We start from the raw sequence: 13,210 nt of genomic DNA on the forward strand, positions 1-13,210 counted from the left end.
AGCCGACTTAGCAGTCGTCATTGCGACGAGCGACAGCGACGACGTAATCCATCGCTCCGCAAGCTGGGCTGCGCATCGCTTCGCAATGACAGCGCCAAGGTGGCCGTCCCCGAGCGCTACATCGTCGCGCCCAAGACCCAGGGGGCGAACTCGGCGCCGCCGAAATCAAAGCTCTCGCTCTTGGTCGGCTGGCCCGAGGCGGTCTTGAGGATGAGGTCGAAGATGCGCTGGCCGCATTCCTGCACGCTCTCCTCGCCGTCGAGGATGGTGCCGCAATTGACGTCCATGTCATCCTGCATCCGCTTGTACATCGGCGTGTTGGTGGCGAGCTTGATCGACGGCGCGGGCTTGCAGCCGAACACGCTGCCGCGGCCGGTGGTGAAGCAGACCAGATTGGCGCCGCCCGCGACCTGCCCGGTCGCAGCGACCGGGTCGTAGCCGGGCGTGTCCATGAACACGAAGCCTTTCTTGGTGACGGGCTCGGCATAATGCAGCACGTCGACCAGATTGGTGCTGCCCGCCTTGGCCATCGCACCGAGCGACTTCTCAAGGATCGTCGTGAGACCGCCCGCCTTGTTGCCGGGGCTCGGATTGGCGTTCATCTCGGCACCCTCGCGCTGGGTGTATTCTTCCCACCAGCGCATCAGGCCAACCAGCTTCTCGCCGACCTCGCGGCTGACGGCGCGACGGGTCAGCAGATGCTCGGCGCCATAGGTTTCGGGCGTCTCCGACAGGATCACAGTGCCGCCGTGGCGCACGAGCAGATCGCTCGCGGCGCCGAGCGCCGGATTGGCCGACACGCCGGAGTAACCGTCCGAGCCGCCGCATTGCAGCGCCACGGTGAGTTCGCTCGCCGGCACCGCTTCGCGCTTGACCTTGTTGGCGTCAGTGAGCGCTTCCTTGACGAAGGCAACACCGGCTTCGACGGTCTTGCGGGTGCCGCCGACCTCCTGGATGTCCATCGCGCGCAGCCGGCCGGCAAGCTTCTGCTCGGCCATCAAGCCGCCGATCTGGTTCACCTCGCAGCCGAGGCCGAGCACGATCACGTTGGAGAAATTGACATGGCGCGCATAGCCGCCGAGCGTGCGGCGAAGCAGTGCTAGCGGCTCGTCCTGGGTCATGCCGCAGCCGGTCTTGTGGGTCAGCGCGACGACGCCGTCGACATTCGGGTAGTCGGCGAGCGGATTGTCGCCGGTGAACGGGTTCTTCTTGAACATGTCGGCGACGATGCCGGCAACATGGGCGCTGCAATTCACCGAGGTGAGGATGCCGATATAGTTGCGCGTCGCGACGCGGCCGTCGGCGCGGCGGATGCCCTCGAAGGTCGCCGGCAGATCGAAGTTCGGGACCGGCTTGACGTCGACGCCATAGGCATAGTCCTTGGCGAAGTCGCCCATGCCGCAGTTCTGGGTGTGCACATGCTGGCCCGGTGCGATCGGCTGCGTCGCAAAGCCGATGATCTGGCCATAGCGCCGGATCGGTTCGCCTTGCGCGATCGGCTTGATCGCGACCTTGTGGCCGGCCGGAATGCGATCGACCGTGGTGATGCCCTCGGTCACCTCCAGCCCCGGCGGCAGGCTCGCGCGCGCGATCAAAACGCTGTCGTCGGCGTGCAGGCGGATCACTTGGGCCGAGGCCATGGGAGTTCTCCTTTGGAGCGAATAGCGAATGGAATTGGGAGCAGCGCCATTCGCTACTCCCTGTTCGCCATTCGCGAAGATGACTACGCCTTGCCGCCGGACTTCTCGCGGGTCGCATTGACCTGCATCTTGGCGTAGACCTGCATCAGGCCGACCTCGTTCGACAGCGTCACGAGCTTGAAGCCCATGTTGATCGCGCGCACCGCGCCCTCGGCGCCCGAGCAGTGGATGCCCGGGTTGAGGCCGCGCTTGCCGCATTCCTTGATGATCTTCTCGTAGATCTTGAGGATCTCCGGCTCGTCGCGATCGAGCTTCGGCACCAGACCGTAGGAGAAGCCCAGATCGGACGGACCGATATAGACGCCATCGATGCCTTCGACGTCGAGGATCGCTTCCATGTTCTCGACCGCGGTCTTGGTCTCCATCATCGGCAGCAGCACGATCTCGTCGTTGGCGGTCTGCTGATAGGTGCCGGCCGAGCCGTACATGCCGGCGCGGATCGGACCGTTGGAGCGCACGCCCTTCGGCGGATATTTTGCGTAAGAGACCAGGTTCTTGGCTTCCTGCGGCGTGTTGACCATCGGGCAGATCACGCCATAGGCGCCGCCGTCCAGCACCTTGCCGATGATGCCGGGCTCATTCCAGGGCACGCGGACCATCGGCGTCACCGGATGGGCATGCATCGCCTGGAAGCATTGCACCATCGACTGATAGTCCTGCACGCCATGCTGCATGTCGACGGTGACGCTGTCGAAGCCGCATTGCGCGATCACTTCGGCCGAAAACCCGGAGGGGATCGCGAGCCACGCGTTCACCACCGCCTTGCCCGATGCCCAGACCTGCTTGACCTTGTTTGCCATTGATCGCGTTTCCTTTTGTGTTTTTGGAGGGCGGACCTCAGCTGGTCGCCCGCTGGATCGAGACTTCGCTGACGCCGACTTCGCGCGCGGTATTCACTATCGCCGCCCAGGTGTCGTCAGGCAAGGGGATGCCGTTCTTGGTGCGATCGGCGCGGGTTTTCCGCTCCGGATCGCCCGGAACCAGCACTGAATCCGTACCCGCGATCGGCTTGGTGGCGCGGATGAAATCGGTGTAGCGGGTGATCTCGCCGTCGAAGAAGTTGCTGGTGTCGATCACCTTGGGATCGATGTAGAACGCCATCATGCCGTTGGCGAAGCGACGGTCCGACGATGTCGCGCCGGTACCGGTCAGCGCACCACCAAGCAGCTCACAGATGAAGGCAAGGCCCGAGCCCTTGTGATCGCCGAAGGCACGGATCGCGCCGGTTCCCTTGGTGTGATCGCGCGGCCCATCCGGCGTATACGGACCATACAGCACATGCGGGTCTTCGCTCAGCGTGCCGTCGGCATCGACCAGCGCGCCGATCGGCAGCTTCTTGCCGCCGCGACTCGCTACCAGGCACTTGCCTTCGGCGACGACGGACGTTGCGAAATCGAGCACGATGGGATCCTGGCCCTGGCGCGGAATGCCGACGCAGTATGGCGCGGTGGACAGGCGCTTCTCGACGCCGCCATAAGGCGCGACCAGCAGCGAGCCTGCTGCGGTGACGAAATGAATTGAAACAAGCCCCTCAGCAGCGGCCATCTCGGCCCAGTCGCCGACGCGGCCGAGATGGCCGGAGTTGCGCAGCGCGACGGCAGCAAGCCCCGCTTTCTTGCACTTCTCGATCCCGAGCTTGACCGCGACCGGGGTGACGGTCTGGCCATAGCCGAACTTGCCATCGACCACCGCGAGCGACGGCGTGTCGACCACGACTTCGGGGGTCTGGTTCGGCACGATCGAACCCATCTTCTTCCACCTGACGTAAACAGGCACGCGGATCACGCCGTGGCTGTCGTGGCCGGTGAGGTTGGCCGTCGTCAGGTAGGTCGCGATGCGCTTCGCCTCTTCCGGAGAGGACTCTGAATGCGAAAATACCTCGGACACGAAGTTGATGAGATTATCGACCTTGATGGTGACCATGAAAAATTAGCTCGCTCGATTAGGCGTGGGTTTTGGCGTGTCCGCCGAGATAGGCCGCGGCGATGGCTTCATTGCCCCACAATTCGTCGGGCTTGCCGCCGAGCACGATCCGCCCGGTTTCGAGAACAAAGCCGTGATCGGCGACCGAAAGTCCCATGCGCGCATTTTGCTCGACGAGCAAGACCGTGGTGTCCTTCCTGATCTGCGAAATGATGCGGAACACCGCCTGCACAATCACAGGTGCGAGACCGAGCGACGGCTCATCGAGCAGCAGCAGGCGTGGCTTCGCCATCAGCCCGCGCGCCACCGCGACCATCTGCAACTGGCCGCCGGACAGCGTCCAGCCCAGCGCGTTCGAAAAGGCGCGGATGTCCGGGAACAGGTCGAACATCGCATCGGCCTCGCGCGAGATCTGCGACGCCGAAACCTTCCGGTTCGACGCGCCGAGCATGATGTTCTCTTTCACGGTGAGGCCCGGGAACACGCGGCGGCCTTCCGGCACATGCGAGATGCCGAGCCGGACGATCGCCTCCGGGCCGAGGCCGGCGATCGAGTGACCGTCGAACAGGATGTCGCCGGAGGCGGGCTTGGCGAGGCCGCTTATCGCGCGCAGCGTCGTCGACTTGCCGGCGCCGTTGGCGCCGAGCAGCGTGACCACTTGCCCCTGCTCTACGGCGATGGTGACGCCGCGCAGCGCTTCGATCTCGCCGTAGCGGACCACCAGATTGCGGATTTCGAGCAGCGGCATCATTCGCTCCCGAGATAGGCGGAGACGACGTCAGGATGACGCAGCACGGCCATGGACTCGCCGTCCGCGATGCGGCGTCCGAAGTTCAGCACGGTGATGTGCTGGGCGGCTTCCGAGACCAGCGTCATGTCGTGATCGATAATCAGGATGGTGAGGCCCTGCGCCGCGATGCGCTTGAGCAGCTCATGCAGCTCGAGCTTCTCGGTCGAGTTGAGACCGGCGGCCGGCTCGTCGAGCAGCAGCAAGGTCGGGTTCGAGGCCAGCGCCCGCGCGATCTCGATCAGGCGCTGGTGGCCGTAGGAGAAGCTCGAGATCAGTTCGTTGGCGCGGCTGCCGAGGCCGACGAAGGTCAAAGCCTCCATCGCGCGCTCGGTCAGCGCTTCGTCGCCCTTCCCGATCATGGTGTTGCCGGGACGCTCGGCGCCGATCTCGACATTCTCCAGCGCCGTCATCGAGCGGAACAGGCGGATGTTCTGGAAGGTGCGCCCGAGACCCGCGGCCGTGCGCTGATGCGGCGCCATGCTGGTGATGTCGGTGCCGTCGAGCACGACCTTGCCCGACGTTGCCTTGTAGAGACCGGACAGCACGTTCAGCGTCGTCGTCTTGCCGGAGCCGTTAGGTCCGATCAGCGCATGCACGCTGCCGCGCTTCACCGCGATGTCGACGCCGTCGACCGCCTTGAGGCCGCCGAAATGCTTCGACAGCCCGGAGACTTCGAGCACGATGTCGCCGCCCGTCGTCGCCGGTTTGAGCTGCAGCGCTCCGGCAACAGGCGGCGCCTTGCTGTGCGCGCGCATCCGCGTGAACGCGTCGGACACGAAGCCCCAGATGCCGTCAGGCATGAAGCGGATGATCAGGATCACCGACAGGCCGTAGATCGCGAGGTAGAGGCCGGGCACGCTCTTGAGGAAACGGAGCCATTCCGGGATCAGGATCAGAAGGCCGGTGCCGATCACCGAACCGATCGGCGAGGCCACGCCGCCGAGCAGCGACATGGTCAGGAACTGGATCGATTCCGCGAACGAGAACTGGTCCGGACTGACATAGGCGAAGCCGCCGGCGAACAAGCCGCCCGCCAGCCCGCCAAGCACCGCGCAGACGGCAAAGGCGGAGACCTTGGTACGGAACACATCGATGCCGTTGACGCCGGCCGCAAGTTCATTGTCTCGCACCGCGCGCATGGCGCGGCCAAGCTTGGTGTCGGGCAGATGCCAGACCAGATAGCCGACGATGGCGAGCATCGCGACGCAGAAGGCCAGGTAGCTTTGCGAGGACTGGAACAGCTCGGGCCGGCGGATATTGGCGACGCCGTCAGGCCCGTGGGTCACGCCGATGGCGTTGATCATCACCAGCGTCACGATCTGCTGGAACGAGATCGTCACCATGGCAAGGTAATGGCCACCGAGCCTCAGCGTGGACATGCCGAGGAAAGCGCCGGCGACTAAACTGATCGCGCAGCCGCCAACCAGGCAGAGCCAGAAGTTCAGATGCAGGTCGGCAGTCCCGAGGCCGACGACATAGGCGCCGAAGCCGAAGAACGCGGCCTGCGCCAGATTGATTTGTCCGCACAGGCCGAGCACGACCGACAGTCCGAACACCGCGATCGAGAAGGTCGTGGCCTGGAGCAGGATGTTCAGCACGTAGCCGTCGAACTGCATGCTGGCGGCGAGCGCCACCAGCGCCGCGGCGCCCAGGAAATACGGCAGGTGCCGAATGATCAGCGGTTTCGAGCGCACGGCAGGCGCCGGAATCATGTTGTCGCTGGCGCTCATGCTTTCTCCGCGACGCGTTCGCCGAAGATGCCCTGCGGCCGGAACACCAGGAAGGCGATCAGCACCAGGAAGGCAAAGCCGTCCTTGTACGGCACCGAGATGTAGGCGGCGCCGAAGGTTTCAATGACACCGAGCGCGAGGCCGCCGACGATCGCGCCGGCGACGTCACCGAAGCCGCCGATGATGGTCGCGGCGAATGCCTTCAGCGCGATGGTCGAGCCCATCTGGATCGAGACGAACAGCACCGGCGCCACAAGGATGCCGGCGAGGCCGCCGAGCACCGCCGAATAGATGAAGGTGATCATGATCATGGTGGAGACGGAAATGCCGAGCAGCGAGGCCATTTCCTTGTCCTGCGAGGTCGCCTGCAGCTTCTTGCCGAGCAGCGTCTTCTCGAAGAACCAGAAATTGAACAGCACCAGCAGGATCGTAACGCCGATGATCAGAAGATACTGGCTGTCGAGATAGACCGGGCCGAGCTGGATGCCGGGCGTATCGAACCAGCCTTGCAGCACCTGCGGCTGCGGGCCGTAGATCGCGAGCACCGAGTTCGACAGCAGGATCGAGGCGCCGATGGTGGCGATGATGACAGGCAGATAGGTGCGGTGACGCAGCGGATAGTAGACGCCTAGATTGAAGACGACGCCGAGCAGCGCCATACCGGCAAGCGCGATCACGAAGGACAACCAGTAGGGCAGCCCGAGCTCGACGCAGACCACCATCAGATAGGCGGCGACCATCGAGAATTCGCCTTGCGCGAAGTTCACCACGTTGGTGGCGCGGAAGATCAGCACGAAACCGAGCGCGACCAGCGCGTAGACCGCGCCGATGCCGATGCCGGTGAACAGCAATTGCAGAACTAGATCCATGACAGCGCTCGGTTGAAGCAGAAGCAAATATCCCGGCACCGGCCGGATCGGAGTGTTGTCGTGTTAGCGCTACACGGGAGGTGGCAGGGCTCTCTCCCCCTCGCAACCGGGGTCTATCCCGGTTGCGCATCGTAAATTTGGGCAAGTCGGGCAGGCCCGACTTGCCCCGGGGGAGAGTTGGAGAGAGAGGGGTAAACCACGAATTCCGCCCGTGCGGCTTACCCCTCTCCCTACCCCTCCCCCGCAAGGGGGGAGGGAACCCATCCATTCGTGCCTCCCTGACCGTTTCAGATCAGTCGTTGAAGTCGATGTGCTTGTCGTAGACGATCGTACCCTTCTCGTTCTTCACGACATTGTAGCCGTGCAGGCCGTCGCCGTTCTTGTCGAAATTGTACTCGCCCTCGGCGCCGGCGAATTTCTGCGTCGCCAGGATGGCCTCGCGGATCTTGGTCGGATCGGTCGAGCCGGCCTTGTTGATCGCCGCCGACAGGATGGTGATCGCGTCATAGGGCCAGGCGCTCTGGTTGTCGGGCGCGGTCTTGTAGGCATCGCGATAGGCCTTGCCGAACGCCTTCGCGGTGGCGCTGGAGTCTTCGGCGAAGTCGGCGACACCGTAGGTGCCGAACAGCGCGGGACCGGCGAGCTTGGTCGAGGACACTGCCACCACCGAGGGCGAGCCGACCCAGGGGATGTTGACGCCGAGCTGGCGCAGCTGCCGGGCAAAGATGCCGAGGTCGTTCTCGAAGGTGAAGTAGGTGCCGAGCACATCGGCGCCGGACTGCTTCACGGCGAGCACGACCGGAGTGAAGTCCTGGCTCTGGTTGGCATAGCCCTGGTCGAGCACCGGCGGCGCGCCGAGCTTGGTCAGCGCCTCGGTGAGCGCCTTGCCGCCCGCGGTGCCGAAGGCGTCGGTGGAATGGACGATCGCCCATTTTTTCTTGCCGAGCGTGTTGACGCCGAAATCGGCGATCACGCGGCCGGAATAACTGTCGTTCGGGCGGAAGCGGAACAGCCAGGGATTGCCGGAATGGGTGAGATCAGGATTGGTGCCGCCGATCATCACGGGCTTGCCGACCTTGATGACGTCGGGGGCCATCGCCTGCACCTGGGTCGAGCGGATCGAGCCGAGGAAGGCGACGATGTCGGATTGTGCGGCGAGCTTGGAGAACGCCAGCACGATGCCCGGGTTGGTGGTCTGGTCGTCCTCGATCACGAGCTCGACCTGCTTGCCGAGCACGCCGCCGGCCTTGTTGACTGCGGCCAGCGCCAGCTTGGCACCGTTCTGGGCCCACAGGCCCTGCTCCGCGGCCGGTCCGGTGACCGGCACGCACATGCCGATCTTGATGGTCGCGCCCTGCGCCCAAGCGCTACGCATCAAGGCGGGAGCAGCAAGACCTGCCGCCAAGCCGGCGGAAAATTCACGCCTCGTCAGTTTCATTCAATCCTCCCTTTGGTGCGCCGAACTTGCATGTCGGCTGCGTTGAGACGAGCTGACGCGTCGATCTGTTGCCCTACCCGCGACCGTCGATTGGCGCGCCGAACAAACGTGGAGGCCCGCTGCAGCGCACAAGACGCGCAGCAGCGGCCATCAATCTGGCGTTTGGCGCAGCTAACCACGATTGCACATTGCACGCAATAGTCAAAAGTTCTGGCAACGGTGCGTGAATGCCTGCTACCAGCGAGATGACGCGATCACGTGATAATGTGGCCGACGGGCAGCCATCGATGTCGATTCCTAAAGCGAAATCGCAGACCAGACGGAAACAGCCGGCCTACGCGCTGATCAAGAGCGCATTGGCAAAGCACATTCGGGCCGGTGACGTGCCGCCCGGCACGGTGCTCTCCGAATCGGCGATCGCGACCTTGTTCGGCTCCAGCCGCTCCCCGGTGCGGCAGGCTTTCGAACAACTGGCGGATATCGGCCTGGTGCGCCGATTCGACGGCCGCGGCGTCATCGCCGGCAAGCGCCAGGTCGAACCACGGCGCGTCCCGATCACACCGGAAATGTTCGGGCTGACCGATGGCCCGGTCGAGGCGGTGCGCAGCGACGCCTGGGACACGCTCTATTACAAGCTCGAACGCGAGGTCATCTACCGGTCGCTGTTCGGACGCTTCCGCGTCAGCGAGCTCGCGCTGGCGCGGCACTTCCGGGTCGGGCGCACGGTGGCGCGCAATCTGCTGCTACGCGCGCAGGCGATCGGAATCCTCGAGAAAGGCGCCAAGGCGCATTGGTACGTGGTGCCACTGGATGAGGATCGCCTTCGCGACATCTTCGAGGTGCGCGCAACCCTCGAACCGCTGCTGCTCAAATCCGCGACCGCGAAAATTCCTGCCGCGCTGCTTGACCGGATGGCGGAGCGGCTGCGCGAGGGAATTCAATTCCGCAGTCGCGTCGGTGTCGGCGAGCTCGACGAGATCGAGGGCGACCTGCACATCCGCTGCCTGGGCTATGGTATCAATCGCGAGATGATCGAGGCGCTCAAGCGCACCCACTGCGCGTTCGCGATCGGAAAGCACATTCAAGTCGCGCTGACTGCGCCGCAGATCGATTCCTTCATGGACGAGCATCTGGTGATCATCGAAGCGTTGCGCGCGCGAGACGGCGATGCGGCAGCCGCGATCTTGCGCCGGCATATCGAGTGGTCCCACTCGAAGGTCGCCAGCTGGATCGCCCAATTCCGCGCCATCAACGTGATCTCGCGCGTGCCCTATATGACCTGAGCTCGCATCGCCGCGCGCATGATCGCAGCTACTCGTCGACCTCGACGTCGGCGTCATCGGCCGAGCCCATTCCAGCCAGACTTGCCTCCAGCACACCCAGCATTTCGTGCAACTCGGCAAGCTTGCGCGCGCCATATCGTCGCGTGATCTCGGCGTAGATCGCCTCCGACGTCGGCGCCACCGCCTCGATCAGCTTCAACCCCTTGGCAGAGATCGAGACCACCGCGCGCCGCGCGTCGTTCTCCGCCGCCTTGCGCTCGATCAACGCACGGCCCTCGAGGTCACGCAGGATCCGCGACAGGCTCGGGCCGAGCAGGAACGCCACGCGGGCGAGCTCGGTAACCTCGATCTCGTCGACCGCGGTCAACGCACGCAATATTCGCCATTGCTGTTCGGTCAGCCCGTGATTGCGCAACGAGGGACGAAACTGCCGCATCACCGCCTCGCGCGCACGGAGCAGCGACATCGGCAGCGAACGTGAGAATTCGCGCATCGGGCCACGTCGCGACGATGTGTCGTCACCCTGCTCCTGCCCTGTCTCGTTCGACAATTTCTTGCGCGCCATCACCTAATCCGCCGCCGCAACCTTTTGCACCGCAACATACGCTGATTCAGTTTGCGGGAAATCACTTAACATGTTAATCATTTCCCGGCATCCATTTTTGTGTAGCACGCATGGCACTCTCCAAGGACGATATCCGCGCTGCCGCCGAGCGGCTCGACAACGCGGAAAAGACCCGCAAGCAAATCCGCCAGCTATCGCTGGAATACCCCCGCATCACCCTCGAAGACGCCTACGCGATTCAGAAGGCCTGGGTCGAGATGAAGGTGACGCAGGGGCGCATCGTCAAGGGCCACAAGATCGGCCTGACCTCGAAGGCGATGCAGAGCGCGCTCAATATCGACGAGCCCGATTCCGGCATCCTGCTCGACGACATGTTCTTTGCCGATGGCGGCCTGGTGCCGACCGATCGCTTCATCGCAACCCGCGTCGAGGCCGAGCTTGCCTTCGTGATGAAGCACCGCCTGGCCGGGCCGAACTGCACATTGTTCGACGTGCTCAACGCCACCGACTTCGTGGTGCCGGCGCTGGAGATCCTGGATACGCGGGTCGAGCGCGTCGATCCCGAGACCAAGGCGACGCGCAAGATCTTCGACACCATCGCCGACAACGCCGCCAATGCCGGCATCGTGCTCGGCGGCCGGCCGATCCGCCCGCTGGAGGCCGATCTGCGCTGGATCGGTGCGCTCTGCTTCCGCAACGGCCAGCTCGAGGAAACCGGTCTCGCCGCTGGCGTGTTGAATCATCCGGCGACCGCGGTGGCGTGGCTCGCCAACAAGATCGCGCCGAACGGGCTGGCGCTGGAGGCCGGTCAAATCGTGCTGGCGGGCTCGTTCATCCGCCCGATCGAGACCCGCAAGGGCGACACCATCCAGGCCGATTACGGACCTTATGGTTCCGTGAGCTGCTACTTCGCCTGACGCACTCAGCAGGAGCGCTGCATGCCGCATTTCACAATTGAATACTCCGCCAATCTCGACGGCCTCGTCGACATGGGCGCCACGGTCGAGATGGTCCGCAAGGCCGCGGTCGAGACCGGCATCTTCCCGCTCGGCGGCATCCGTGTTCGCGCCGTCAGGTGCGAGCATTACGCGATCGCCGACGGCCGTAAGACTTACGGCTTCCTCGACATGGTGCTGCGGCTCGGTGAAGGCCGCGACCTCGCCACCCGCAAGCGGGCCGGCGAACACATCTTCAAGGCGCTATCGGCCCATCTCGATCCGGTATTCGCCAACAGCAAGTTCGCTCTGTCGTTCGACATGCAGATCAACGACAAAGAAACCAGCTGGAAACGCAACAACATCCACGACGCACTGAAGGTGGAGACGGTCAATGGATAAAGCGACAGCGAAATCGTCAGCCGACGTGTTCCAGGCCAACCGCGATCGCGCCGGTCCCCTGCTCGCGAAGTTGAAGGCCGATGGCATCGGCAACGTGATCGACGGCAAGGTCGTTCCGGCGGCTTCCGGCCAGACCTTCGAGACCAAATCGCCGGTCGATGGTGCGGTGCTGGCGACGGTCGCACGCGGCAATGCCGAGGATATCGACCGTGCCGCAACCGCGGCAGCCAAAGCTTTCAAGGCCTGGCGCGACATGCCGGCGGCACAGCGCCGCAAGCTTTTGCACCGCGTCGCTGATGCGATCGAGGAGCGCGCCGACGACATCGCCGTGCTCGAATGCATCGATACCGGCCAGGCGCACCGCTTCATGGCCAAGGCCGCGATCCGAGCGGCGGAGAATTTCCGCTTCTTCGCCGACAAATGCGGCGAGGCCCGCGACGGCCTCAACACGCCCTCTGATGAGCACTGGAATATCTCGACCCGGGTGCCGATCGGACCGGTCGGCGTGATCACGCCGTGGAATACGCCGTTCATGCTCTCGACCTGGAAGATTGCGCCCGCGCTGGCCGCCGGCTGCACCGTGGTGCACAAGCCGGCGGAATGGTCGCCGGTGACGGCTGACATGCTGGTCAAGCTCGCCAAGCAGGCCGGCCTCCCCGACGGCGTGCTCAACACCGTGCACGGCTTCGGCGAAGAGGCCGGCAAGGCGCTGACAGAGCACCCCGCCATCAAGGCGATCGGCTTCGTCGGCGAAAGCGCGACGGGCTCGGCGATCATGGCGCAGGGCGCGCCTACCTTGAAGCGGGTGCATTTCGAACTCGGCGGCAAGAACCCGGTGATCGTGTTCGACGACGCCGATCTCGACCGCGCGCTCGATGCCGTCGTGTTCATGATCTACTCGCTCAATGGCGAACGCTGCACCTCGTCGAGCCGGCTGCTGGTTCAGGAGAGCATTGCCGGCAAGTTCGTCGAGAAGCTGACCGCGCGCGTCAAGGCGCTGAAGGTCGGCCATCCCCTCGATCCCGCGACCGAGATCGGGCCGCTGATCCATGAGCGGCACCTCGCCAAGGTGTGCAGCTATTTCGATGTCGCCAAAAAGGATGGCGCCACGATCGCGGTCGGCGGCAAGCCGCATGACGGCCCCGGCGGCGGCCATTATGTGCAGCCGACGCTGGTCACCGGTGCCAACGCGAACATGCGCGTCGCGCAGGAAGAGGTGTTCGGCCCGTTCCTGACCGTGATCCCGTTCAAGGACGAGCGAGAGGCCATCGAGATCGCCAACGGCGTGCAATACGGCCTGACCGGCTATGTCTGGACCGGCGAGATGGGCCGCGCGCTGCGCGTCGCGGATGCGCTGGAAGCCGGCATGATCTGGCTCAACTCGGAAAACGTCCGCCACCTGCCGACCCCGTTCGGCGGCATGAAGTCGTCCGGCATCGGCCGCGACGGCGGCGACTACTCGTTCGACTTCTATATGGAAACCAAGCACGTCTCGCTCGCGCGCGGGACGCACAAGATCCAGAAACTGGGAATTTAACCAGCACTGTCATTGCGGGGCGACGCTTGGCGGCGAGC

The 13,210-nt window shown here is 64.3% G+C and carries 12 protein-coding genes; 4 read left to right on the plus strand and 8 right to left on the minus strand.

Going from position 1 to position 13,210, the window contains the following annotated elements; translation table 11 throughout:
- Window positions 1–116 precede the first annotated feature (116 nt).
- The 7 genes from ACTUWL_RS04830 to ACTUWL_RS04860 all read right to left on the minus strand — a co-directional run bounded on the left by ACTUWL_RS04830 (window position 117) and on the right by ACTUWL_RS04860 (window position 8,450).
- Window positions 117–1,640 carry a UxaA family hydrolase gene (locus ACTUWL_RS04830; protein ID WP_021079920.1) on the minus strand — a complete coding sequence of 508 codons (1,524 nt, stop codon included), beginning with the start codon at window positions 1,638–1,640 and terminating at the stop codon, window positions 117–119.
- Between the two features lie 83 nt (window positions 1,641–1,723).
- On the minus strand, window positions 1,724–2,500 hold the full coding sequence (locus tag ACTUWL_RS04835) for an HpcH/HpaI aldolase family protein (protein ID WP_021079919.1): 777 nt from the start codon (window positions 2,498–2,500) through the stop codon (window positions 1,724–1,726).
- A 37-nt stretch (window positions 2,501–2,537) separates the two neighbouring features.
- Window positions 2,538–3,623: a malate/lactate/ureidoglycolate dehydrogenase gene (locus ACTUWL_RS04840; protein WP_021079918.1), complete on the minus strand. Its 1,086-nt coding sequence runs from the start codon at window positions 3,621–3,623 to the stop codon at window positions 2,538–2,540.
- Window positions 3,624–3,642: 19 nt separating this feature from the next.
- Window positions 3,643–4,371 carry an ABC transporter ATP-binding protein gene (locus tag ACTUWL_RS04845; RefSeq protein WP_021079917.1) on the minus strand — a complete coding sequence of 243 codons (729 nt, stop codon included), beginning with the start codon at window positions 4,369–4,371 and terminating at the stop codon, window positions 3,643–3,645.
- The gene (locus ACTUWL_RS04850; protein WP_021079916.1) at window positions 4,371–6,143 is read right to left on the minus strand and encodes a branched-chain amino acid ABC transporter ATP-binding protein/permease; all 1,773 of its coding nucleotides are present in this window, start codon (window positions 6,141–6,143) and stop codon (window positions 4,371–4,373) included. The genes ACTUWL_RS04845 and ACTUWL_RS04850 overlap by 1 nt, the downstream gene beginning before the upstream one ends.
- The gene (locus ACTUWL_RS04855) at window positions 6,140–7,012 is read right to left on the minus strand and encodes a branched-chain amino acid ABC transporter permease (protein WP_021079915.1); all 873 of its coding nucleotides are present in this window, start codon (window positions 7,010–7,012) and stop codon (window positions 6,140–6,142) included. The genes ACTUWL_RS04850 and ACTUWL_RS04855 overlap by 4 nt, the downstream gene beginning before the upstream one ends.
- Before the next feature lie 292 nt (window positions 7,013–7,304).
- Window positions 7,305–8,450 (minus strand): ABC transporter substrate-binding protein, encoded by a 1,146-nt coding sequence (locus ACTUWL_RS04860; protein WP_021079914.1) that lies wholly within the window; start codon window positions 8,448–8,450, stop codon window positions 7,305–7,307.
- 287 nt (window positions 8,451–8,737) lie between these two features.
- Between ACTUWL_RS04860 and ACTUWL_RS04865 the strand changes: the two genes are divergently transcribed.
- Complete coding sequence (locus ACTUWL_RS04865; RefSeq protein ID WP_021079913.1) at window positions 8,738–9,733, plus strand: GntR family transcriptional regulator; 996 nt, start codon at window positions 8,738–8,740, stop codon at window positions 9,731–9,733.
- A gap of 28 nt (window positions 9,734–9,761) precedes the next feature.
- Here the strand turns inward: ACTUWL_RS04865 and hpaR are convergent, their stop codons facing one another.
- Window positions 9,762–10,298: a homoprotocatechuate degradation operon regulator HpaR gene (gene hpaR, locus ACTUWL_RS04870; RefSeq protein WP_021079912.1), complete on the minus strand. Its 537-nt coding sequence runs from the start codon at window positions 10,296–10,298 to the stop codon at window positions 9,762–9,764.
- Window positions 10,299–10,408: 110 nt separating this feature from the next.
- Here hpaR and hpaH point away from each other — a divergent pair, with 110 nt between their 5' ends.
- The 3 genes from hpaH to hpaE are packed head-to-tail and all read left to right on the plus strand — an operon-like array spanning window position 10,409 to window position 13,172.
- Window positions 10,409–11,215: a 2-oxo-hept-4-ene-1,7-dioate hydratase gene (gene hpaH / locus ACTUWL_RS04875; RefSeq protein WP_021079911.1), complete on the plus strand. Its 807-nt coding sequence runs from the start codon at window positions 10,409–10,411 to the stop codon at window positions 11,213–11,215.
- Window positions 11,216–11,236: 21 nt separating this feature from the next.
- The gene (locus tag ACTUWL_RS04880) at window positions 11,237–11,635 is read left to right on the plus strand and encodes a 5-carboxymethyl-2-hydroxymuconate Delta-isomerase (RefSeq protein WP_021079910.1); all 399 of its coding nucleotides are present in this window, start codon (window positions 11,237–11,239) and stop codon (window positions 11,633–11,635) included.
- A complete protein-coding gene (hpaE, locus tag ACTUWL_RS04885) occupies window positions 11,628–13,172 on the plus strand; it encodes a 5-carboxymethyl-2-hydroxymuconate semialdehyde dehydrogenase (RefSeq protein WP_021079909.1) in 1,545 nt (514 codons plus the stop codon). The genes ACTUWL_RS04880 and hpaE overlap by 8 nt, the downstream gene beginning before the upstream one ends.
- The last annotated feature ends 38 nt before the right edge of the window (window positions 13,173–13,210 follow it).

This window comes from Bradyrhizobium sp. WCU1 (genome assembly GCF_053474805.1).